The following is a 23,239-nucleotide window of genomic DNA, read 5'->3' as shown; positions in this document are numbered from 1 at the left end:
GTTATCGTGTACAGGAAGGTGGAATAAAAATACAGTTCCTTCAGGAATCATCAAACCAGCAAAAATGTCTGATTTATTGGTTGATATTCATTTAGCTGAGGCAGGCACTGAGCATTTACCGGTTTCTGCCGATAGTTTCGATATTTACAATCATGATTTGTATTTTGCCATCTTAAAGAAACACGGGGTCAGCAGGGAAAAGTTTGTGAAAAGCATGAACTATTACATAGAGCATCCTGTGTTGATGGAAAAGGTGTATGAAGATGTAACCTCAAAACTCGAGGTAATCAGCAACGAGAAATATGATTAATCGCGGCTGCCGAGGAAAATCATGATATAATAAATCAGGGTGGCAAGAGAGCCAAGGGCAGCAACCACATAAGTCATGGCGGCCCATTTAAGTCCGTCTCTCACGGCTGTTTCCTGTTGTGAAGTAACAATTCCGGAGTTTCCGATCCATTGTACGGCACGGTGACTGGCATTGAATTCGACAGGAAGGGTAATAAAACTGAACAATGTGGTGATGGCAAACAAAATGATTCCGGCAAGCATGATCTGCGGAAACGAGCTAATCAGGATAATTCCGGCAAGAATCACCCATGTAATTATCTGAGAGCTGAAAGTAACAACCGGGACCAGTGCTGACCGCATCTGAAGAAAGCTGTAGGCTGTGGCGTGCTGGACGGCATGCCCGCATTCATGAGCGGCAATGGAAGCGGCTGCTACATTCCGGCCATAATATACATCTTTGCTTAAACTGACTGTTTTTGTCTGGGGATTGTAATGATCCGACAGTATTCCGTTGGTTACTACCACATTGACATCGTATATCCCATGGTCAGCGAGCATTCTTTCTGCCACTTCCTTTCCGGTGAGTCCGGAGAAAAGCGGCATCTGAGTATATTTTTTTATCCTTGAACGGAAACGGTTGCTCACAATAAAACTTGGAATCAAAACAATGATCATCAATACGATATATCCACTCATTTTCTTTTTTTAATTTCCCTATAATTTGCAAAATGCATGCAGAAATAATAATATCAGGCTTTCCTGAAATTAATCATTACTGCTAAAATATTGTAACAAATACAGGATTTTTGCGTCTCGGATATTACTATGAATAGAAAAGGCTTCAGCTCAATTTTAATATTATCCCTGCTGTTATTTTCCTGTTTTTCCTTACATGCCGGAATAGTAAAAGGAAAAGTTACCGATGAGCGTGGAAGTGCTTTGCCTTATGCCAATATTTATGTGAAAAACACGACTTACGGTGTGGCAGCCGACCTGAACGGAAATTATTTCCTCGAACTTAAAAGTGGAAATTATACATTGATATTCAGCTATATAGGTTATCAAACTGTTGAAAAATCAATTACAGTTTCCGATGTAAAACCTTTGGTGCTTAACGTTGCTTTGGCAGTCTCGGCTTATGCTACTTCGGAAGTAGTCATTTCACCCGACAGGGAAGACCCGGCAAGGAAAATCATGCAGGCGGCAAGGGAAAAACGCCCTGAATATTTCAAAATGATTGAAAGCTATACCTGTAAAACCTATATCAAATCATCACTTGAACGCATCAGTAAAAATCCTCAGATGGATTCTCTGATGAAAGCAGACACGGTTTTATCGGAGAAATTAAAAAAACTGCAGGCTGAAACCGGAGAAAAAAAACTTAATCTGATAGAATCCATCTCAGAAACTTTTTACAAAAAACCGGCTACGGTCAGGGAGTATTATCTTGCCTACCACGACTATACCGACAAAGAGGTTCCGATGGGTGTCAATGTAAGTGCTGAGTTTTCATACGGCCCGTCAACAATCGCTCCCGATTCCCGTTATCCCGAAAATGACCTGCTTCTATTTAAAGACCTCAATTCCTGCTTCTTTGATTTTTACAACAACCTGATTGAATATCCGCTCATTTGTGAAAAGCCTCTCATTTCACCACTTGCCTATAATGCCGGGCTGAATTACCGTTTCCGGCTTGCCGGTTCATTTTATTCGGATGATAATCGTCTGATATACCAGATTGAAGTAATTCCCCTGTTTAAAACGGAGCCGCTTTTTTCAGGTATTGTTTTTATTGAAGACAGCACTTTTGCCCTGATTTCCGTTGACCTGACCATCAACAGGGCAGCTATGAAAAATGTCAGGGAATACAGGATCATTCAGAATTATGAAAAAATTATTGATTCTTTTTACCTGCCTGTCAGACGGGAAATGATTTATACCATTTCGGAGGGCAGTTCCTATATTCTTGGAAACACCCGCATCACCCATACCGACTATGTGATAAACCAGCCATTTGCAAGAAAATTCAAACCCAATGAAATGAAAATTTTTGCTGTGGATGCTTTCGATAAAGATTCTTCATTCTGGAATGCGAAAAGACCTGTTACACTCAAAGATGAGGAACTCAGCTACATCAGCCGCAGCGATTCCATCATGAGGTATTACAGCAGCGATGAATACCTTGATAAAAAGGACTCGGCATACAATATTTTCCGCTGGTGGTCGCCATTGTTTGGGTTTGGCAGAAGCAATCATTATAAAGGATATCAGATATTTATTGAAGGTATTGTTTCGCAAATAAATCCTTTCGGAATAGGAGGATACCGCCATAGATTACCTGTTTACTATAACCAGGATTTTAAAAATGGCTATACACTTGAAACAGAATCCTATATTGATTATGGATTCAGAAATCAGGATATACGGGGGAAACTTGGTGCCGGACTGACCTATCTTCCCCTGCGTTTTGGCCGTACCTTTCTCAGGGCAGGTGATTATTACGACTGGATCAACAATTATGCTTCCTTTGCTCAGATATTCTCCCGAAGCAATTATGTGAGAACACAGAAAGCTGCTGTTTTTCAACGCCTTGAAATTATTAACGGGCTTTTTGCAGAGCTGAGTTTTACTTTTTCCAAACAGACACCCATCCTGAACATGAAACAGGATAAATGGTCGGATACCATTTTTGGTGAAATCAACAAACCTGTTGATTTTATTCCTTATATCAAATCGGAAATCAGGCTGAATATACTGTACCGATTCGGGCAGAAATATTATATCAAAAACAACAGAAAAGTCATCATAGGAGACGATTATCCGATGTTACAACTGGTGTGGCGGAAAGGATTACCCGGATTGTTCGGCAGTGAAGTCAATTTCGGATACTTTGAAATTACAGGGAAACAATATATTCAGTTTGCTCACCGGGGAACCCTCAGGTGGGAGGCAACAGCTGGTTCATTTTACAATAAAAAGAATCTGCGGCTACTTGAATACAAATATTTCAGAGGCTCAGATGCCGGATTTTTTTCCGATCCGCTCAACTCTTTTCAGCTTTTGGGACCAACCCTTCTTACCCCTAATTCTTTCTTTCAGGCAGCTTTCATTCATCATTTCGAAGGCTCACTGACCAACCGGATTCCGCTTGTAAACTGGTTAAAAATTGATATTGCTGGCGGTGCCGGCACTCTCTTGATTCCTGAAGATAATTTTACTCATTTCGAAATGTTTGGCGGTATTGAAAGGATTTTTCGCATAAGAGACTTATTTTTTCGTCTCGGACTTTATGCGGTAACTTCTGACAACAACCTTTCAAAAGCAGATTATACCTTTAAAATCGGCCTCGATTTTTATAATCCTTATACAAAAAAATGGAGTTATTGAAATTCCTGATGGTTTAATTCCAGAGCTATTTGAAACGGACTTTTATATTCAAATAAAAAATTTGCCATTCTTTCTGAATGACTATCTTTGCTCAAAATTTAAACTTAATAATAATGAAAAATCTTTATTTAATTATCGCTGTTGTCATGGGATTGGCCATGTCTTCCTGTTTTTCCGACTATTTGTATGTAGTGGAGGAAGATCCAACCGTGCCAACTACCTATGATGGCAGAACCGTTGACGTGCAGGGAACGGTTTATGTGAAAAGCCGTAATGTTACTTTTTATGTCTGGGATTCAGGTACGATTGATGACGATAATGTAACCCTTGTGGTCAATGGAAACGTTATTTTATCTGGTTATACGCTGACTGCTGATAAAAAAGCCATTAGCTATACACTCAGTAATTACGGATACAACTATGTAATTCTTTATGCCAACAATGAAGGAAGCATTCCGCCTAATACCTGTGCCTTGTCTATTGATGACGGGAACGGAGAACAGACCCTCGTTTTGTCGGCTGACTTATCTACCAATGGCGCTTACAATATTTACGTTGAAAAATAAAAACAGTAATACTGCTTTCAGTGTTCTTTAACAATTTTTTTTGCCAATGAAAATCTGTGAAGTCTGCAAAGAAATCATAGTAATTTCTTTTTTCTTTCTTTTATGCGTGGGTACTTTAAAAGCTCAGCCAGCCAGGAATCAATATATTCCTGATGGAGGAGTCGATTCTGCCGGAATTTCTAAGGAGAACATCACAAAAGCATATTCATCCGCATATTTGCACCCCTTTAACCGGTTTTTATATACCAGTGCTGTTATGTTTTCATCAAGCCTTGCTGGTCATTTTTATCTTTATCTCAGAACAACTGATCAGGATTGGGGTAGTAAAATCAGCTGGAAACATATCGAACAGAGCTTTACCATGTGGCCTCAGCGGGAGGAAGATCACTGGACTTTCAATTACATGGTGCATCCCTATATGGGCTCTCTGACCTATCTGGCCAGCCGTAACAGGGGAGGTAAAATTCTGCCATCACTCGGTTTATCTGCCCTGAATTCCGCCATGTATGAATATTTTGTGGCTTCTTCCATCCAGCGTCCGAGTATTAATGATATGATTATCACTCCTTTAGGTGGAATGTTATTGGGAGAAGGAATCTTTTTTGTCAAGGGAATTATGCTTAAAGACAGGTATCTTACATTTGCCGAAAAAGTATTAATGCTGGCTATTGATCCTTATGAGTGTTTAAGGTTCGGTTTTAAGTTTTCAAAAATATTGCTTCAGAATAACTACTGATTCAATACAATGATTCTCAACTACATCTGGATAGCTTTTTTTCTGATTGCCTTTGTTGTAGCGATTGTCAAACTTTTATTTCTGGGCGATACCGGCATTTTCACTGCGCTGATGAACAATGCTTTTTCAATGGCTAAAACCGGTTTTGAACTTTCACTCGGATTGACGGGCATCATGACTTTATGGCTCGGCATCATGAAAATCGGAGAAAAAGGAGGAGCTGTCAATATATTGGCTCGCATCGTCAGTCCGTTTTTTAACAAGCTTTTTCCTGAGGTTCCCAAAAATCATCCCGTTCATGGCTCCATGCTGATGAACATTACAGCCAATATGCTCGGGCTCGACAATGCTGCTACTCCGCTGGGTCTCAAGGCGATGAACGAACTTCAGGAGCTTAACAAAGATAAGGATGTTGCTTCCAATTCACAGATCATGTTCATGATTCTCAATGCTTCAGGTTTGACCGTCATCCCGATTACCATTATCATTTACAGGGCTCAGCTGGGTGCTGTGAACCCTTCGGATGTCTTTATTCCTATTCTCATTTCCACTTTTGCTTCCGTAACCACAGGCATTATTGTAGTTTCTATCATACAGAAAATCAATCTTTTCAATAAAGTTGTACTGCTTTATCTCGGAAGTATTATCGCCATTATTGCCGGGTTGCTTTATTATTTTTCATCTTTACCCGATGACAAGCTTAATACCTATTCTTCGCTGCTGAGCAATATGCTGCTGTTTGTCATTATCATTTCTTTTATTTCAATGGCATTGTTTAAAAAAGTCAATGTCTGGGAATCTTTTATCGAAGGGGCAAAAGAAGGCTTTAATGTGGCAATTAAAATTATCCCTTTTCTTGTTGCTATCCTGGTGGGGATAGGTGTTTTCAGGGCATCAGGTGCCATGGAATATTTTACAGACGGAGTGGCCTGGGTTTTTTCATCACTTGGATTTAATACCGATTTTGTCGATGCTTTGCCGACAGCCTTCATGAAACCGCTGAGCGGAAGCGGGGCAAGGGGGATGATGCTCGAAACCATGAAAACATTTGGCCCTGATAGTTTTGCCGGCAGGCTTTCCTGCATTTTTCAGGGAACATCCGATACTACTTTTTATATCATAGCCCTGTATTTTGGGTCAATTGGTATAAAAAAAACACGTTATGCGCTGGGTGCCGGCCTGACTGCCGATTTAATCGGAATGATTACGGCTGTGTGGGTAGCTTACCTGTTTTTTCATTGATCTTCAACAGATTATTACACTTTTTTATCTCCGCAACGCCCTTCTTTCATGAACGGATATTTAAAATCGGTAGGAGGGATAAGAGTTTCCTTGATGGTTCTGGGATTTGTCCATCTCAGCAGGTTCAGGTAGCTTCCTGCCTTGTCATTGGTCCCTGATGCCCTTGCGCCTCCAAAAGGTTGTTGTCCGACCACTGCTCCGGTGGGTTTGTCATTATAATAAAAATTACCTGCTGCATAGCGTAAAACCCGGCAGGCATGGATCATGGCATTTCTGTCATTGGAAAATACAGAGCCGGTCAGTCCGTAAGGTGATGTCTGGTCACACAAATGCAGCGTTTCATCAAATAATTCATCTTTGTAAACATATATCGTCATGACCGGACCAAAAATTTCTTCTTCCATGGATTTGAAATGTGGATTAGAGGTCAGTATAACGGTGGGTTCAATAAAATATCCCTTTGATTTATCATATTTTCCGCCAAAAATAACTTCTGCCTCATTGGACTGACGTGCATATTCAATGTAACTGACAATATTATCAAAAGAAGCTTCGTCAATGACAGCATTCATGAAGTTCCCGAATTCTGTTACATCACCGACACGGATTTCACTTATCATTTCGCCTGTTTTGGCTTTAATTTCAGGCCACAATGATTCAGGGATATAGGCTCTCGAAGCGGCAGAGCATTTTTGCCCCTGATATTCAAATGCCCCTCTGACGATGGCAGTGGCTACCTCGTCAGTTCCGGCAGAGGGGTGAACAAATATAAAATCTTTTCCACCCGTCTCACCGACTATTCTTGGATATGACCGGTAGTGCTGAATATTATCTGCCGTGTTTTTCCACAACTGATTAAAGGTGGCACTGGAACCAGTAAAGTGAATGCCTGCGAGGTCTTTGTGTTTCAAAACAATTTTGCCAATCAACGAACCTGAGCCGGGGAGGAAATTTATAACACCCCCGGGGAGTCCGGCTTCCATAAAAATCTTCATCAGGTAATAATTTGACAGGATGGAGGCAGAGGAAGGTTTCCAGATCAGTGTATTTCCCATAATGGCAGGCGCCATGTTCAGATTGGAAGCAATGGAAGTAAAATTAAAAGGACTGACAGCAAAAACAAATCCTTCGAGTGGACGGTATTCAATACGGTTGATAATTCCGGTTTCCGAATGTGGTTGTTCGTGATAAATCTGACTCATGTAATAGGCATTAAACCTTAGAAAATCAATAGTTTCGCATGCTGCATCGATTTCGGCCTGATAGGCATTTTTGCTTTGTCCGAGCATGGTAGCTGCATTGATGGTAGCACGGTATTTCCCTGCAATGAGCTCTGCTGCTTTCAGGCTGATTGAAATCCGCTCAATCCACGACATATTGCTCCACACTTCATGAGCTTGCAGGGCTGATTCTATTGCCATTTCCACTTCTTTTTCCCCTGCCTGATGATAATTGGCAAGTATGTGCTGATGATTGTGTGGCATGACAACTTTGGCTGTTTTTCCTGTACGTATCTCTTTCCCGCCAATAATGAGAGGTATATCAAGTACCTCATTGCTCATTCTCCCGAGCTCTGATATTAATGCTTTACGTTCGGGGGTTCCTGGCTTATATTCTTTAACTCTCTCGTTTTCAGGTTTATCTAATGTGAAGATGGAATTGTTCATAAATTAGAATTTGTTTAATTGACAGCTGTTTTGCATAAATTATACCATTTATTAATAATTGATAATCAATATAATAAATGTTTTTCATGAATTATATATTGCAAATAAATTAAATTAAGTCTAAATAAAATAAATAAAAAATTAATAATTTATTTTAATTATTTAAAATTAATTATTTTTGTGCTTGAAAATTTTCTTTAACATTTAAAAATTAAAAATGATGAGGGATTTTTTAATTCTTATAATGGGATTATTTTTCTTTATAATCCCGGCTCAGGCACAGATCGATTTGAGTGGCTTTACTGCTTCAGGTTCAGCTATTCCGGTTACTTATCTGACAGATTATCAATGTCTTGGAGTTAATCCTGCCAATCTTGGCTGGCTTAGAAATGACAAATCGATTAATTTAAGTTTTCTGGAACTGGGGTCTTCCATCTACTCTGATGCTGTTTGTAAAAAAACCTTGATTAATGAAGTATTCAGTTTTAAGGAAAGGCATTTTTGCATGGAAGAAAAAATGACCGCAGCACAGAATTTTTCCAACCACCGCTTGTCGATGAATGCCGATATCAGTACACTGAACTTTTCCTATCAGCATCCAAAGATTGGGGGTTATGCTTTTGCTGTCAGGGAAAGAATAATCGGCAACTTTCACCTGACTCCTGAATTTGCTGATTTACTGTTTTGCGGATACCACTACAACAAATATTTTGATTCAATTGGGGTTGACAATCACGGGGATACGATAGGTTATGCCACAAAACCCCGTTATTATGGCGATTTGTATAAAGGATGCCGGATATCGGGCAGCTGGTACAGGGAATATAATTTTGGCGTTGGTCTCAATGTTTTCAATACCGACATGATTAAAATATATGCCGGTGCCGGAGTTAAATATCTTCAGGGCTATGGACAGTTTGATGTTTACGGAAAGCCTGAAGGCCTCAGGGTTTATACTTCGCTGTCTCCTGTTTTTGGGGTTGATTATGGCACCGCTCAATCTCCTTCCCGGATTTATGATTCTGGTTTTATCTCAGTCGGACATGGTTTTGGATTTGATCTTGGCGTTACGGTTAAGATATTTAATACCATTAAAGTGGCTCTCGCCATGAATGATATTGGCTCCATTACGTGGAACGGAAATGTGTATGAAGCCATGGACACTTTCTTTTATTGCTGGGAATCAGAGGGATATAACAGCTATAACATCTTTATGGAATCGCCAAAGCTGTTTGAAGGAGACGGTGTATTCAAGTGGCATGGTCTGGATAAAATTAAGGTTGAACTGCCTACCAATATCAGATTCGGGGCTTCCATTCAGCTTAAAGATTGGGTTGAAGTTGGCGGAAATCTCTATATTCCTCAAAATGATGCAAGTGGTAATCCTGAAACGACCATTATCGGGATAGGTGGTAAACTGAGCCCTTTTAAATGGCTTCAGATATCAACAGGGATGCAAATGGGTGGCAATTATGGGCTGAATATCCCTCTCGGATTTGTTTTTTCTCTGGCTGATAATGGGATGGAGGTTGGTTTTGCAACCCGGGATCTGGTAACTCTTTTCTCACAGAATACTCCTCATTTATCATTTGCCGGAGGATTTTTCAGGTTCAGGTTCGGTCAACCGGTACAGAAATAAAACTGTCCCTGCATAACCGGTCTCTTTTAAGATTTTCATGATCTTTGCTTATGCACAGGCATGAGAAATGTTTTTAAATTACTTGTTTTTGCATTCATTTTCTTACTTGTCAATTGCCATCCGGATGATTTGATTGAACAAATGCCCGAAATCAATGTGTTTGAAAGCAATTCATGGAAGGAATATCAGGCAAGGGAATGGGCAGTCGGAACACCCATCCTTCTCAGCATTGAAGTCAAATCGAAAAACATTTTGAAATACTTCCAGGTAAAGCTCAAAAATAATCTTGAATATCAGCTTGTTGATACTTCCTTTTCTGAAGGCCTCACATCTTTTGTCTTTGATCTGATTTTTTACAAGTCTGATAATGAGAGTGATACACTTATTATATATGCCAGAGACAGTCTGGATAAATTTGCTGAAAAGTCAGTTATACTTAAAAAAGCAAATCCGGATATTAATCCTTTGACAGAATTCACTAATGTCAGATTATCGGCACGTTTTCATGAAGATGGAAAAAGCTTTCTGTCAATGAATGGTAACCAGTTTTCAGTTTTGAACCTGGAAGAAGCCTATAACAAGCAAGCCGATGTGCAGTTTTTCTATTATTTTTACCGGAATAAATACCTGTTGGGTAGTCTGGCTTCAAAGGTTGAGGCAGATGTTTTTTCAGGCGCAACACCTGTTTATCGTCCAGAAAACTGGATGATACGAAATAAAGTAATCTTTAAAAAAATTAACCTTTCCGACAATGAATTCCAGCATTTGAAAACAGACAGCCTGTTGCTCTATCAGGCTGACTTTTACAATCCGAAAGAAATTATTGATTTACAGGAAAATAAATACTGGATGTTTTCGACCTCCGACTTCCGGCTTGGCATCCTGAAGGTGCTTTCTTTACATGGGAATGATTCCGGGTATGTTGACCTTGATATTAAAATTCAAAACGAGAAGTAAATGGAGAAACTGCCTTATTACCAAAATCTGCTGATTGTAGGTGGCAGCAGACGCCATGTTGGCAAGACTACCCTGATATGTGAAATAATAAAAAGACTATCAGTAAATTACAATATAATTGGTTTGAAACTGACCTCTGTGAAAAGTGGTGATGAATTATTTCATGGTTATCACGAAAAACAGCTGGTTGAAAAATATGAGATATTTGAAGAAAAAGATTTAACAGGATTAAAGGACACCTCAAAAATGTTGCTCGCTGGAGCAGGGAAAGTTTATTATATACGTTCAGAAGATAAATTCGTAAAGGATGCTTTTCAGGAGTTTTTTATGCAAGTAAATGAAAATGAATTTATTATATGCGAATCTATCAGCCTGAGGAAATTTGTGGTTCCGGCTGTGTTTCTTTTAATTGATGTCAGCGGAGATCATCCCCGTAAATCTTCCTTTTTAGAACTTAAACCATTGGCTGACAGGATCATTTTTTCAGACCAGACAGATATCAAAGCTTTTTCTGAGGATATTGATATTGAAAATGGAAGATGGATGGTCAAATAAAAAAATGATGAAGCTGAGTTAAAAATCTTTCTCTTTGCTCTGAAGCATATTCATGACATACCTGATTTCATTATAGGAAAAGTCTTCACCCAGTGCATTTTTGGCATTCTTGACACTAAAGTCATTCATCACGCTGAACCAGTGGCTGATGATGTCGATTTTCTCCTGACTCATCAGGTCATGAATGTCAAGTATTCCTTTATTAACCATCGCAAATAAATGATCTTCAATGGTGGAGGGGGTAAGGTTTCGTTCGATGGCTATCTGCCTGATACTTTTGCCGGACTGAAACATATCAAGGGTAATCTGTCTGGTATTTTTTTTCTTTACGGGTTTCAGCTCTTCATAATCCTCAACAGGGATGTTGTTTTTCAGGCAATATTCCCTGATGATACCGAATATTTCCATTCCGTAAAGCTTAAGCTTTTTTTTGCCAATTCCTTTTATTTTACTCAACATTTCAATTGAAACGGGCAGCCTTCCTGCAATTTCTTCAATCGTTCTGAGTGGAAGTATCATGTAATGAGGTTCATTCAGCTCCTCAGCTTTCTGATTTCTCCAAATTTTCAGTTGTTTATAGAGTTCGGGATGCACGTTTTTCGGAGCGGTCTGGCTTTCCGAAATGGTTTTTTTCGTCTTTTTCTTTTCGGTCTCAAAAACAGCCAATGCTCTGATATTCAGATAGCTTTTCAATTCAAAGCCATTCAGGCAGGCTTTCAGGCAAGCCGTTTTATAATACAATTCGTCAATAAATTTCTCATAAGCATCTTTGACAGATTTCTTTACGGTTTGATTGTCAGAGTCAATTTCCAGGGAAGAGGCTGTTTGAATAATATTGTCAGTCTTTTCAAGAAAATAAGCTGATGCTTTTTGTATTTTTTCCTGAAGGACGGAATTGTTTTCAATAAGGTCTTGGGAATCAATTAGTTTAGATAGCTGAGGTTGGAATCTTTGGGCTATATCTGATATGTCAATTTTTAAGGCATTTAACAGGGTCATTATTTCATCAGGAAGCTTTTCGGACAGGCTTTCCTGATGTTCGGATATGATTTTCTTCAGATATGAAAGTCTTTTTTCAACAAGATTGAAATTAAATAATTCAATAATGAGTTTTTTCTGAAAATCATGAATAGCTGTCGGGAGTTCATGTTCAAGGGACGGTTTTTTTTGAAAGTTCCTGTTGAAACTGACCACATCTGAATCAATTTTAATGCTACTGAAATCGATTTTTGAGCTGAGAAACAGGCCTTCAAAAGTACGGCAGCGGCTGAGTGCCACATAAACCTGCCCGGAAGCAAAAGCCGCTTTTGCATCAATCACAGCCTTGTCGAAGGTTAGCCCCTGACTTTTATGTATGGTGATGGCATAAGCAAGTTTGAGCGGAAGCTGAGAAAACCGGCCAATCACGTGTTCCTTTATTTCCTTTGTGTTCTCGTCCAGTTCATAGCGTATATTTTCCCATGTTTCTCTTCCGACAATTATTTCTTCGTCATCTTCCTGACATTTTACCCTGACTCCCTCATCATCAATGCTTTCAATGATTCCAATTTTTCCATTGTAATATTTCTTTTCGATAGAAGAATCATTTTTGATGAACATAATCTGGGCACCTTCTTTCAGTTCGAGCTCTTCGAGTGTGGGATAAATATCTTCAGGGAAAGTTCCTTCCACTTTGGCTGTGAAAAAATAAGACTTTTTTTTGATGGAGTCGAGTCTGTTCTGATTGATGCTATTGGCTTTGTTTTTATGGGTTGTCAGGATAATACAGCCTTTTTCAGGATTTTGTTCAATGTTTGGATAGTAGCGGCTATTGAGCTGACGAAGTGTATCTTCATCAATATGATTGGTGCGTATTTGTCCGAGCATCTCAATGAATTTCTGGTCGGATTGCCTGAAAATCCGGGTCAGTTCTATACAAATGTAATTGGTTCGCTGCAAAGCTTTACTGCTGAAAAAGAAAGGCGTTTCGTAATATTTTTCCAGCAATGGGCGTTCTTCGTGAGTTACGACAGGAGCCAGCTGGTACAAGTCGCCAATCATCAGCAACTGAATACCGCCAAAAGGTTCCTGATTATATCTGATACGCCTGAGAACCTCATCAACGGCATCGAGCAGGTCGGCCCGTACCATGCTTATTTCATCAATGACCAGCAGGTCGAGGCTGCGGATAATGCGGATTTTATCCTTCACGTATTTATTGACATTTGCAGAGGCTCTTCCTTTAACCTGCGTATCAGGGTTTAAAACATCCGTCAGCATTTCAGGAACCAATGGCCCGAATGGAAACTGAAAAAAAGAATGAAGGGTAACTCCACCGGCATTAATGGCCGCTACTCCGGTTGGAGCTGTAACAATCATTCTCTTAAATGTCTGATTTCTAAGTTGTTGAAGAAATGTTGTTTTCCCTGTTCCTGCATTTCCTGTCAGAAAAACATGACGGTCGGTAAACTGAACATAGTCGAAGGCAAGTTTTAACTGTTCGGTGATGACCATGGGTGCCGGGATAATTGTTTTTCAGAAAAGGGAAAGCCGCTTTTCCGCTTGCAAATTTAAAGATATTAATTGCACCACAGTGGCGGCATAAAAGAATAAAGCACGGGGCAGAGGTGTGCTGAATAATTATTTTATGATTTCCAATGACCTTTCAATGAAATCAGTCAGGTCTTTGCCTTTCAGGATATTTTTGGAAAGCCTTGCCAGATCATATAGTTGACGGGCCAGTTGTTGTTGTTGTTCCTTTTCTTCCATATTGGCAATTTTGCTGGTCAGTGGATGGTTGCTGTTGATGACAATGTTGTACATAGGAGGCATGGCACCCATTCCATAAAAACCTGCCCCGGTTTTTGCCATATCATTCATTCTGCGGAAAAATTCATCTTCTGTGATGATAACAGGTTGATCATCAGGTGATAATGCTTCCACCTTAACGATATTTTTTTCTTCTCCTGCAAGCGACTTGAATATTTCCTGAAGTTTATCCTGTTTTTCCTTACTTAGAACACTTTCACGTTTATCGCCTTTGTCGATGAGTTCATCCAGTGCTCCGGCATCCACACGTTTGATTTTGGTTTTTTCAAACTTTTGCTCAATCAGGTTAAAGAAATGGGCATCGAGGATTTCATTGGTAAAGAGGACATTATATTCACGTTTTCTGGCCTGTTCGATATATGGCATCTGTTCTTCCTTGTCGGTTGTATAAAGCCAGACGATGTTTTTATCTTTATCTTCCTGTGTGTGGCGGACAAGCTCTTTGTATTCCTCGAAGGTGTAATACTTGTCGTCAACATCTTTGAGCAGGAAAAAGGAGACTGCTTTTTCATAAAACTTATCCTCGGTCAGCATGCCATATTTAACGAAAATGTCGATATCGTCCCATTTTTTCTGAAATTCTTCCCTGTCTTTATTAAAGAGTTCCTGAAGTTTGTCGGAAACTTTACGGATAATATATGAGCTGATTTTCTTTACGTTAGAATCAGCCTGCAAGGCACTTCTCGAAACATTGAGCGGAATATCGGGCGAATCAATGACTCCGTGAAGCAGTGTAAGAAATTCAGGCACTATCTGATCGACACTGTCGGTAACATAAACCTGATTGGAAAAGAGCTTGATTTTGTTTTTCTGGAGTTCAAAATTGGAGGTAACTTTTGGGAAATACAGAATTCCTGTCAGGTGGAAAGGGTAATCCACATTGAGATGAATCCAGAATAGAGGAGGCTGCGAAAAGGGATACAGCTCTTCATAAAAGCTTTTATAATCTTCATCCGTAAGTTCCTGAGGCGGCCTTGTCCACAGGGGTTTGGTATTGTTGATTATCTTTGGTTTTTCGACTTCCTTTTCGATTTCTTTGCCGTCTTTGTCGGTAATACCTGTTTTCTCTGTCGTTTTCTCAGAGCCGAATTCAATTTCAACAGGCATGAACTGACAGTATTTCTTCAGAAGTTCGTTAATTCGATATTCTTCAAGAAACTCAGCCGAATCATCAGCGATGTGCAGTTTAACTTCAGTTCCTCTTTCTTTCTTTTTGGATTCGGTAATTTTGAATTCGGTATTTCCGGAACATTCCCATTTAATGGCCTGAGAATCGGGAAGGTAGGATTTAGTTATGATTTCAACTTTATCGGCCACCATAAAAGCACTGTAAAATCCGAGGCCAAAGTGTCCGATAATCAGGTTTTTATCATTGCTTTGTTCGTATTTCTTCAGAAATTCTTCTGCACTCGAAAAAGCTATCTGGTTGATGTATTTTTCAATTTCTTCTTCAGTCATACCAATACCATTGTCGATAACAGACAATGTTTTGGCTTTTTTATCGAGTTTAACTTCAATTTTAAGTCTGCCAAGTTCTTCCTGTAGCTCACCTTTTGAAGCAAGTACCTGCAGCTTTTTAATGGCATCTGTGGCATTTGAAATGAGTTCCCTCAGGAAAATTTCGTGATCGGTATAAAGAAATTTTTTAATGATAGGGAAAATATCCTGTGTGTTTACACTTAATGTACCTTTTTTCATAATCGTCTGATAATTGTTCAGCGGGCGAATGACAAAAATTTTGCCGTTACTTATGACTGAAATTTTGACAGCATTCAGGCTTGATTTTTGAACCCAATGAAACTCTAAAAAATAAAAAATGAGTATGACTATAACAGAAGTGATGAATGAGTTGCAAAAAATGGGAGATGAGCAAACCAAAAAGACCTTGATGAAACATGGAGCCAAGGAGCCTTTTTTTGGCGTCAGGGTGGGGGATATGAAGAAGTTGCAGAAGAAGATACGAAAAGACCATTCGCTGGCCATTGAATTATTCAGGACAGGAAACAGTGATGCCATGTATTTTGCAGCCATGATCTGTGAGCCTGAAAAAATGACGAAAGAAGACCTGCAGTATTGGGCAGAGAAGGCATATTGGTACTGGCTGAGCGAATATACGGTTGCATGGACTGCCGCAGAAAGTGGTAAAGGCTGGGAAATGGCAGAAAAATGGATTCACTCACCCGAAGAAAACATTGCCTCAAGTGGCTGGAGTACATATTCCAGCCTGCTGGCCATTACACCAGACGAAAATATTCCTGCTGACCTGATAATGAGCCTTCTGAAAAAGATTGAAAATGAGATTCATCGGGAAAGAAACCGAGTGAGGTACTGCATGAACCAGTTTCTGATTGCTGTCGGAACATATTATTTGCCACTAAAAGCAAAGGCCATTGAAGTCGGGAAGAAAATCGGTAAGATTTCGGTGGATATGGGAGGAACGGCCTGCAAGGTACCGGATGTTGTGGAATACATTGAGAAAGTGGAAAAAATGGGGCGAAGCGGCAAAAAAAGAAACACTGCATTTTGCTAAAAAGAAGTTTATGATACATCAACACAACATGGTTGGCTGGTTTGAAATTCCTGTTTCAGATATGGACAGGGCTATCGGCTTTTACAGTAAGGTTTTTGACATCAGTCTTGAAAAACAGGAGTTTGGAGAAGAAATGATGGCTTTTTTCCCCTGGTTTGAACAGCAGACCGGTGCAGGAGGCTCATTGAACTATCATCCCGCTTTTTACAAGCCTTCTGAAAATGGCGTATTGATTTATTTTACGACACCATCAGGCAATCTGGATGAAGACCTTAAACGGGTGGAGGAAGCTGGTGGAAAGGTGCTTATACCTAAAAAACTGATTTCTGAAGACATTGGGTATATGGCTGTATTTCTGGATTCTGAAGGAAACAGAATTGCTTTACATTCAAGAACTTAGACTTATTTCTGAGTAGAAAAAAACTGCAATGCTGTGAAAAAGTTGTTAATCACACTTACATGGTTAATTTCGATTCATCAGGTAGGTTCTCAGCCCGCCTGTGTAGTTTTGCTTCAGAAAAACAATCATTATGTTCAGCTAAAAAAAGTCTGGTCGGATGAATTTAATCATGAAGGGCTTGACAGGGATGTGTGGCGTAAGGAATATCCATGGGGGCGGGTATTGTTGTGCAATTCCGAGCAACAGTTGTATTCTCCTGAAAATATCGGAATTTCGGAAGGGAAACTTAACCTGATAGCCCGGAATGAACCATTCAGCCTGAGAGTTTACCCTCAGCTGGAAGACAGCGCTGTTCTGACTTCCGATTGCAATTATGATGGCATTCAGGATACAGTTGGCATCAATTTGCGAACATTCAGCTATACATCTGGAATGGTATATTCCAAACCTACCTTTAAATACGGTCTTTTTGAAAGCCGATTCAAAATACCTTACGGTCAGGGACTCTGGCCTGCATTCTGGCTTTTCGGGCACAAAGGGGAGATTGATGTATGTGAGTTTCGATGCCACGAGCCTGATAAAGTGCATTTTGATGTCCATCAGGGTGAAGTGATTGCTGATAACGGGCCGATGATGACGGAGAGACCTGGCGGATGGATTAAATTGAATTCTCCGGTTAAAGATATCTATATCAGCATGAGTGTTTTGTGGGAGGAAAACAAAGTAACCTGGTTCATTAACAATATTCCTGCTGCTGTTGAATATCATCGTTTTGACTATCCCATGTCGGTTGTAGCCAATCTGGCTATTCCAGGAAACTGTCCGAATCTGTTTTGCCCCGGACCAGATGAAAACACCGTTTTTCCTGCAGTATTCAGCCTCGATTATTTCAGGGTTTATCAGCAAAATAATGATACCATCAGGCTTCGTTTAATTGACAGAGATTCATCTGCCGGATTTGATACTTTGAGTGAAATTATTCCTGTTCAGCACAAAAAGTTTCTTTCAAAAGAGCGGAAATTTGAAAAGGATAAAGAGACAGACATTATTGGTAAAATCAGCTTTTATCCTGATAATCAAATTATTGTTCTTGATTTATTTCAGATGAAAGCAGGAGCGTCTGTCTATCTGACAAATTCCAGTGGCTTAACACTGTTGGAAGAGGAATATCCGGGGAGGAATCAATCCATCAATATCGGTATGCTGGATGAAGGTGAATATCTCTTGACCGTAAGAGGCAGAAAAAACAACTTTGTCATCCCGTTTTCCATTGATCGGGATACCAAAAACTGAAAGCGAAGCTCAGCTTTTTGAATAATCAATGGCTGCTCTGACAAAATCGACAAAGAGGGGATGGGGATTGGCCACAGTGCTTTTGAGTTCGGGATGGAACTGACTTCCGATAAACCATGGATGACCGGACAACTCCATGATTTCAACAAGATCGGATGCTTTATTCAATCCAACAGGGATAAAACCATTTTTTTTGAAATCTTCTCTGAAATGATTATTGAATTCAAAGCGATGGCGATGACGTTCGCTGATCAGACATGAGCCGTAAATTTTTGAGACCTTGCTGTCGGGGCTGATTTCGCAGGGATAAGCTCCCAGACGCATGGTGCCTCCTTTGTTGATGATTTTTTTCTGCTCTTCCATCAGGTCAATAACCGGATGAGGGGTGTCTGGGTTAAATTCCGTTGAATTGGCATCTTTTAATCCCAGTACATTTCTGGCAAATTCGATCACTGCGCATTGCATACCCAGGCAAATGCCGAAAAAAGGAAGTTTGTGAGTGCGTGCATATTGGATGGCAGTAATTTTACCTTCAATGCCTCTGTCCCCAAATCCGGGAGCTACCAGAATTCCATGCAGTGGTTTCAGTTTTTCTTCAACATTTTTATCATTGATGAATTCTGAAGAGATATACTGAACGTTAACCTTGCATTCATTCATGGCAGCTGCATGCGTAAAGGCTTCCTTGATGGATTTATAAGCATCGGGGAGTTCTGTATATTTTCCGATAAGGCCAATATTTACTTCATGAACAGGAGCTTTCAGCTTGCGAAGAAAATTTTTCCATTGTGTCAGCTCCACATCCTGACGAGCCATCAGGTTGAGCTTGAAAAGTACTACCTTGTCGAGGTTTTCTTTTTTCATTTTCAGTGGTACCTCATAAATGGTATCCACATCAACAGCTTCAATGACGGAGTCAACGGATACATTACAGAATCTGGCTACTTTAGCTTTGATGTCTTTATTGAGTGGCAGTTCGGAACGGCAAACCAGAATATCCGGCTGAAGTCCCTGTTCCTGCAGGGCTTTTACCGAATGTTGGGTGGGTTTTGTCTTCAGTTCCCCGGCTGCTTTCAGATAGGGAATTAAAGTCAGATGTATAACAAGTGTTTGATAATCATTTAGCTCCCAACGAAACTGACGGACGGCTTCAATGAAAGGCAGACTTTCAATATCACCTACCGTTCCACCTATTTCAGTAATAATAATCTCATAGTCGCCTGATTCTGCAAGTTTTACAAAACGGCTTTTTATTTCATCGGTAATGTGTGGAACAACCTGTACTGTTTTGCCGAGAAAATCACCACGTCTTTCTTTTTCAATAACGGTCTGATAAACCGCACCGGTGGTAACATTATTCATCTGGGAAGTCGGCTGATTCAGAAATCTTTCATAATGGCCAAGATCGAGATCGGTTTCGGCACCATCATCTGTTACGTAACATTCGCCATGTTCGTAAGGGTTAAGTGTTCCTGGGTCAACATTGATGTAGGGATCAAATTTTTGCAAAGCTACCTTGTACCCGCTTGCCTGAAGCAGTTTGGCAAGTGAAGAGGCCAGTATTCCTTTTCCCAGAGAGGAAGTAACGCCACCTGTAACGAAAATATATCGTGTTTCCATAGTTTGTTAGTAATATATGTTGTTCAATAATTCATTTGCTTTTTCGAGGTCTTCCGGGGTATCGACCGAAAGCCCGTAATATTTAACCTGTATAAGTTTTATTTTATAGCCGTAATAGATCCATCTCAGTTGCTCCAGTGATTCCGCTTTTTCCGGAGGTGAAGGTTTAAGTTTTACGACTTTCTGAAGGACATCCGTTCTGAAGGCATAAATTCCGATATGACGGAGGTAAGGGTAATGTTTAATCCATTCTTTTTCAGGGATATCCCGCAGAAACGGAATGACTGATCTGCTGAAGTAAGTGGCAAAAAACTGATGATCAGCAATGATTTTTACAGTATTAGGAGAAAAAAGCTGTTGAAGGTCATCAAAAGCGTCTGTCAGGGTAGCTATCTGAACATCTTTGTTTTTAAAGGCATTGACCAGCAGTTTCAGATGAGATGGGTCGGCAAAAGGCTCATCTCCCTGAATGTTGACAACGACATCAAAATTACCTCCGATTTTTTTTAATGCTTCTGCACATCTTTCCGTTCCAGACTGATGCCTGACTGAGGTCATTATTGCCTGAGCCCCGAATTCTTTTGCATGATTAAGTATTCTTTTGTCATCCGTTGCAATCCAGACATCTTTTATCCCGGATAATCTGACTTTTTCATATACCCGCCTTATCATACTTTTCTCACCGATTTTGGCCAGTGGTTTACCCGGAAACCGGCTCGATCCGTATCTGGCTGGTATTATCCCGACTGCTTTCATTTTGCGCTGTTCAATCGGGATGGCAAGTTTACACACTTTGATCACTAAATAAAATAATTTTATCCACTTTCAAACTTTATTTTTGCATCAAATTCAAGCTTATTGTTGACAACACCTGTGCGTACTTTTCTATTAATTTCCCTTTTAACCAGCACCTTTTTTCAAAGCTTTTCACAAACAAACAAGGATAAAAAATATCTGCTTACTGAGATTGTTGTCAAAGGTAATGAAAAGACAAAGAAACAGGTTATACTCAGAGAACTGACCTTTAAAGCGGGAGACAGCCTTCAGGCTTCTGCTGTCGACAGTCTGAAAATACTTAATGAGAATAATATATTCAACCTTTCTCTCTTTCTGGAAGTCTATGTGGATTTTCAAATTCAGGATAGTCAGAAATGTTTCTGTCAAATTGAGGTAAAAGAGCGTTTTTTTACCATTCCGGGATTTTATGCCGAACTGGCCGACCGTACTTTCAATGAATGGTGGTTTTTACACCATCATCAGTTGAACCGGGTGGATGTTGGGTTTTTACTTACTCAAAAAAACTGCAGAGGAAGAAATGAAACATTAAGCGCTTATGTGCAGGCAGGTTATTCTCACCGCTTAACTGCAGCTTATTCAATTCCCGGCCTGAATCAAAAGAGAAATTCGGGATTCGAATTACAGTTTCAATATCTGGCCAACCGTGAGTTTGCCTATTCCATTGATAGTCTGAACCGTCTTGTGTATTTCAGAGGGGATGATTATCAGCGTAAAAGAATGAAAACCAGTTTGTTTTATTATTACAGGGTTAGTATTTACAGCACTCATCAGGCAGAACTTTCTTATCAGTTCAACAGGGTGACAGATACTATCTTAAGTCTGAATCCGGATTATTTAGGTAATAACCGTTTAAAAAACAGTTTTCTTTCCTTAAACTACACCTTCGATTTAGATCATACTGATATTCACTTTTATCCGGAGAAAGGATATGTTTTTCAGTTAAATGCCGGGTTTTCAGGGCTGGGTATCTCAAAGTATATCAATCAGTTTAATCTTTCGGGGACATATTCAGCTTTTTATTCTCCAATGCCAAAAGTTTTAATGGCACATCAGCTCAGGGGATTTTACTGCTCTGAAAAAAACCTTTCTTTTTTGTTTTCTCCATCCTTTGGATATGAAGATATTCTGGTCAGGACTTTTGAGTATTATCTGATAAAGGGGAGGTCGGGTTTTTTGTTAAAAAATGACATTAAATACAGCTTGCTGAATGAAACCTTAAGCATCAGGTTCCTCAGATGGCATAAATTCAATACCATTCCAATCCGGCTTTATCCAAAAGTATTTTTTGATGCAGGATATGTATCAGATCAGGCTGTTTTCAGGGAATTTTCGCTGAACAACAAACTGCTTACAGGTGGAGGAATCGGATTCGATCTGGTAAGTTATTACGATATTGTAGTCAGGATGGAAGTTGGCACCAACAACCTTGGAGAAAAACATATATTTGTACATTTCAGAAAAGCGATTTGATTCTTTCAACAGGAAGGGCATTTTGGTTTATTTTTGCAGGAAAAAGGTAGCTTGAATTTTTCACAAATCAAATCAATTCTATCAGAAAAAACGGTAGGGATTGCCGGTGCAGGTGGTTTGGGCTCCAACTGTGCCTCAGCACTGGCAAGAGTGGGTATCGGAAAGATAATTATTGCCGATTTTGACATCGTGGAGGAAAGCAACCTGAACCGACAGTTCTATTTCTTTCATCAGATTGGGACAAAAAAGGCTGAATCTATCAGAAAAAATCTTTTAATGATAAATCCGGGGCTGAAGATTGAGAGCTATGATGTCTTTCTTACTCCTGAAAATGTGCCCGTTATCTTCAAAGATTGTGATGTGGTTGTCGAGGCTTTCGACAAGGCCGACCAGAAAAAAATGCTGATTGAAACTATATTATCCAGTTTCCCTGAAAAACCGCTGGTGATCGGGCTGGGCATGGCAGGTTTCGGGATGAACGATACTTTAAAAACGGTGAAAAACGGCAATTTATATATTTGCGGAGATGGAGTTTCAGAAATTGCTGATGACCTGCCGCCTATTGCACCCCGTGTGGGTATTGTTGCCAATATGCAGGCCAATACTGTTTTGGAAATTTTATTAAATGAACATGATGGAAATAACCCTAAATAACAGAAAAGAGCATTTTGAACAGGAACAGTTGACTGTAAATGAATTACTTGAGATAAAGAGATTCACTTTTAAGATGCTTGTGGTGAAAATTAATCAGAAGCTGATTAAAAAAGATGAATATGACACTGCTTTGATTCAGGATGGAGATGATGTGATGGTGCTACATCTGATCAGCGGAGGGTGATGGGAATTGCGGAGTGGGGATTTCGGATTGCGGATTTTGGATTTCGAATTGCGGACCTGTCTGCCCTGTCTGACGTCAGGCAGGCGACAGGCAAGATTGCGGATTTGGGATTTCGGATTTCGAACTTCGAATTTCGAACTTCGAATTTCGGATTGGAGATTTCGGATTTATCCTTGAATGAATTGTTTTAACCGATTTTTTCCGGACATGATAAAATTTGGATAAAATAAATGGGAAATCTGACCAATCAGACATTTTGATTTTGTTGGGTTTTAATTTGCAGCAAGCATCTATTTTTGTGGCAAATCAAAAAGAATATTAAATCATCTGACCATGAAAAATTACCTTGTTTTAAGCCTGTTAATTGTAAGCTTTTTACAGCTGACTGCACAGGAGGAAGCCCGTTTGATGCGTTTCCCGGCTATTTTCAACAATCAGATTG

20 protein-coding genes are annotated in these 23,239 nt (G+C 39.7%); 14 read left to right on the top strand and 6 right to left on the bottom strand.

Going from position 1 to position 23,239, the window contains the following annotated elements:
- Positions 1-64 precede the first annotated feature (64 nt).
- Positions 65-310, top strand: a complete 246-nt coding sequence (locus GX437_07040; GenBank protein NLJ07407.1) for a DUF4296 domain-containing protein — start codon at positions 65-67, stop codon at positions 308-310.
- Here the strand turns inward: GX437_07040 and GX437_07035 are convergent.
- A complete protein-coding gene (locus GX437_07035) occupies positions 307-987 on the bottom strand; it encodes a zinc metallopeptidase (GenBank protein ID NLJ07406.1) in 681 nt (226 codons plus the stop codon). The two genes, GX437_07040 and GX437_07035, sit on opposite strands and share 4 nt — an antisense overlap.
- Before the next feature lie 129 nt (positions 988-1,116).
- On the opposite strand from GX437_07035, the gene GX437_07030 reads away from it, so the two are divergent.
- From GX437_07030 to GX437_07015, 4 genes are all read left to right on the top strand, one after another.
- Positions 1,117-3,678: a carboxypeptidase-like regulatory domain-containing protein gene (locus GX437_07030; protein NLJ07405.1), complete on the top strand. Its 2,562-nt coding sequence runs from the start codon at positions 1,117-1,119 to the stop codon at positions 3,676-3,678.
- Positions 3,679-3,791: 113 nt separating this feature from the next.
- Positions 3,792-4,244, top strand: a complete 453-nt coding sequence (locus tag GX437_07025) for a hypothetical protein (protein NLJ07404.1) — start codon at positions 3,792-3,794, stop codon at positions 4,242-4,244.
- Between the two features lie 46 nt (positions 4,245-4,290).
- Positions 4,291-4,980 (top strand): DUF3943 domain-containing protein, encoded by a 690-nt coding sequence (locus tag GX437_07020; GenBank protein NLJ07403.1) that lies wholly within the window; start codon positions 4,291-4,293, stop codon positions 4,978-4,980.
- 9 nt (positions 4,981-4,989) lie between these two features.
- Positions 4,990-6,222, top strand: coding sequence for a spore maturation protein (locus GX437_07015; GenBank protein NLJ07402.1), 1,233 nt, complete (start codon positions 4,990-4,992; stop codon positions 6,220-6,222).
- Positions 6,223-6,236: 14 nt separating this feature from the next.
- Here GX437_07015 and pruA read toward each other — a convergent pair whose 3' ends face one another.
- Positions 6,237-7,889 (bottom strand): L-glutamate gamma-semialdehyde dehydrogenase, encoded by a 1,653-nt coding sequence (gene pruA, locus GX437_07010; GenBank protein ID NLJ07401.1) that lies wholly within the window; start codon positions 7,887-7,889, stop codon positions 6,237-6,239.
- 244 nt (positions 7,890-8,133) lie between these two features.
- On the opposite strand from pruA, the gene GX437_07005 reads away from it, so the two are divergent.
- From GX437_07005 to GX437_06995, 3 genes are read left to right on the top strand one after another with little or no spacing between them, the layout of a single operon-like run.
- On the top strand, positions 8,134-9,528 hold the full coding sequence (locus tag GX437_07005) for a hypothetical protein (protein NLJ07400.1): 1,395 nt from the start codon (positions 8,134-8,136) through the stop codon (positions 9,526-9,528).
- A 60-nt stretch (positions 9,529-9,588) separates the two neighbouring features.
- Positions 9,589-10,485, top strand: coding sequence for a hypothetical protein (locus GX437_07000; protein ID NLJ07399.1), 897 nt, complete (start codon positions 9,589-9,591; stop codon positions 10,483-10,485).
- Positions 10,486-11,040 carry a hypothetical protein gene (locus GX437_06995; GenBank protein ID NLJ07398.1) on the top strand — a complete coding sequence of 185 codons (555 nt, stop codon included), beginning with the start codon at positions 10,486-10,488 and terminating at the stop codon, positions 11,038-11,040.
- A gap of 18 nt (positions 11,041-11,058) precedes the next feature.
- On the opposite strand, the gene GX437_06990 is transcribed toward GX437_06995, so the two are convergent.
- Together GX437_06990 and htpG are read right to left on the bottom strand one after the other, a co-directional pair.
- Positions 11,059-13,533: an AAA family ATPase gene (locus GX437_06990; protein ID NLJ07397.1), complete on the bottom strand. Its 2,475-nt coding sequence runs from the start codon at positions 13,531-13,533 to the stop codon at positions 11,059-11,061.
- Between the two features lie 126 nt (positions 13,534-13,659).
- Positions 13,660-15,549 carry a molecular chaperone HtpG gene (htpG, locus tag GX437_06985; protein NLJ07396.1) on the bottom strand — a complete coding sequence of 630 codons (1,890 nt, stop codon included), beginning with the start codon at positions 15,547-15,549 and terminating at the stop codon, positions 13,660-13,662.
- A 121-nt stretch (positions 15,550-15,670) separates the two neighbouring features.
- Between htpG and GX437_06980 the strand changes: the two genes are divergently transcribed.
- Genes GX437_06980 through GX437_06970 form a run of 3 tightly spaced genes read left to right on the top strand, consistent with a single transcriptional unit; the run spans position 15,671 to position 18,071 of the window.
- On the top strand, positions 15,671-16,378 hold the full coding sequence (locus GX437_06980) for a DNA alkylation repair protein (GenBank protein NLJ07395.1): 708 nt from the start codon (positions 15,671-15,673) through the stop codon (positions 16,376-16,378).
- A 28-nt stretch (positions 16,379-16,406) separates the two neighbouring features.
- Positions 16,407-16,778, top strand: a complete 372-nt coding sequence (locus GX437_06975) for a VOC family protein (protein ID NLJ07394.1) — start codon at positions 16,407-16,409, stop codon at positions 16,776-16,778.
- Between the two features lie 33 nt (positions 16,779-16,811).
- A complete protein-coding gene (locus tag GX437_06970) occupies positions 16,812-18,071 on the top strand; it encodes a glycoside hydrolase family 16 protein (protein NLJ07393.1) in 1,260 nt (419 codons plus the stop codon).
- 9 nt (positions 18,072-18,080) lie between these two features.
- Here GX437_06970 and GX437_06965 read toward each other — a convergent pair whose 3' ends face one another.
- Positions 18,081-19,691, bottom strand: a complete 1,611-nt coding sequence (locus GX437_06965) for a CTP synthase (protein NLJ07392.1) — start codon at positions 19,689-19,691, stop codon at positions 18,081-18,083.
- Between the two features lie 6 nt (positions 19,692-19,697).
- Complete coding sequence (kdsB, locus tag GX437_06960) at positions 19,698-20,447, bottom strand: 3-deoxy-manno-octulosonate cytidylyltransferase (protein ID NLJ07391.1); 750 nt, start codon at positions 20,445-20,447, stop codon at positions 19,698-19,700.
- Between the two features lie 102 nt (positions 20,448-20,549).
- Between kdsB and GX437_06955 the strand changes: the two genes are divergently transcribed.
- The 3 genes from GX437_06955 to thiS are packed head-to-tail and all read left to right on the top strand — an operon-like array spanning position 20,550 to position 22,797.
- Positions 20,550-21,959, top strand: a complete 1,410-nt coding sequence (locus GX437_06955) for a BamA/TamA family outer membrane protein (GenBank protein NLJ07390.1) — start codon at positions 20,550-20,552, stop codon at positions 21,957-21,959.
- 51 nt (positions 21,960-22,010) lie between these two features.
- A complete protein-coding gene (thiF, locus tag GX437_06950; GenBank protein ID NLJ07389.1) occupies positions 22,011-22,613 on the top strand; it encodes a sulfur carrier protein ThiS adenylyltransferase ThiF in 603 nt (200 codons plus the stop codon).
- Complete coding sequence (gene thiS / locus GX437_06945; GenBank protein ID NLJ07388.1) at positions 22,591-22,797, top strand: sulfur carrier protein ThiS; 207 nt, start codon at positions 22,591-22,593, stop codon at positions 22,795-22,797. The genes thiF and thiS overlap by 23 nt, the downstream gene beginning before the upstream one ends.
- Positions 22,798-23,239: the final 442 nt, after the last annotated feature.

Source organism: Sphingobacteriales bacterium, from assembly GCA_012517435.1.
Lineage (GTDB): Bacteria > Bacteroidota > Bacteroidia > CAILMK01 > JAAYUY01 > JAAYUY01.
This window is presented reverse-complemented; position numbering and strand designations above follow the sequence as displayed.

What these genes read in the sequence shown, in the direction of transcription:
- GX437_06975 (NLJ07394.1), top strand. Translation starts at nt 16,407, where the DNA reads ATGGTTGGCTGGTTTGAAATTCCTGTTTCAGATATGGACAGGGCTATC.
- GX437_06965 (NLJ07392.1), bottom strand. Translation starts at nt 19,691, where the DNA reads ATGGAAACACGATATATTTTCGTTACAGGTGGCGTTACTTCCTCTCTG.
- GX437_07035 (NLJ07406.1), bottom strand. Translation starts at nt 987, where the DNA reads ATGAGTGGATATATCGTATTGATGATCATTGTTTTGATTCCAAGTTTT.
- thiS (NLJ07388.1), top strand. Translation starts at nt 22,591, where the DNA reads ATGATGGAAATAACCCTAAATAACAGAAAAGAGCATTTTGAACAGGAA.
- GX437_07040 (NLJ07407.1), top strand. Translation starts at nt 65, where the DNA reads ATGTCTGATTTATTGGTTGATATTCATTTAGCTGAGGCAGGCACTGAG.
- pruA (NLJ07401.1), bottom strand. Translation starts at nt 7,889, where the DNA reads ATGAACAATTCCATCTTCACATTAGATAAACCTGAAAACGAGAGAGTT.
- GX437_06995 (NLJ07398.1), top strand. Translation starts at nt 10,486, where the DNA reads ATGGAGAAACTGCCTTATTACCAAAATCTGCTGATTGTAGGTGGCAGC.
- GX437_07020 (NLJ07403.1), top strand. Translation starts at nt 4,291, where the DNA reads ATGAAAATCTGTGAAGTCTGCAAAGAAATCATAGTAATTTCTTTTTTC.
- GX437_07030 (NLJ07405.1), top strand. Translation starts at nt 1,117, where the DNA reads ATGAATAGAAAAGGCTTCAGCTCAATTTTAATATTATCCCTGCTGTTA.
- kdsB (NLJ07391.1), bottom strand. Translation starts at nt 20,447, where the DNA reads ATGAAAGCAGTCGGGATAATACCAGCCAGATACGGATCGAGCCGGTTT.
- GX437_07005 (NLJ07400.1), top strand. Translation starts at nt 8,134, where the DNA reads ATGGGATTATTTTTCTTTATAATCCCGGCTCAGGCACAGATCGATTTG.
- GX437_06980 (NLJ07395.1), top strand. Translation starts at nt 15,671, where the DNA reads ATGACTATAACAGAAGTGATGAATGAGTTGCAAAAAATGGGAGATGAG.
- GX437_07025 (NLJ07404.1), top strand. Translation starts at nt 3,792, where the DNA reads ATGAAAAATCTTTATTTAATTATCGCTGTTGTCATGGGATTGGCCATG.
- GX437_06990 (NLJ07397.1), bottom strand. Translation starts at nt 13,533, where the DNA reads ATGGTCATCACCGAACAGTTAAAACTTGCCTTCGACTATGTTCAGTTT.
- GX437_07015 (NLJ07402.1), top strand. Translation starts at nt 4,990, where the DNA reads ATGATTCTCAACTACATCTGGATAGCTTTTTTTCTGATTGCCTTTGTT.
- GX437_07000 (NLJ07399.1), top strand. Translation starts at nt 9,589, where the DNA reads ATGAGAAATGTTTTTAAATTACTTGTTTTTGCATTCATTTTCTTACTT.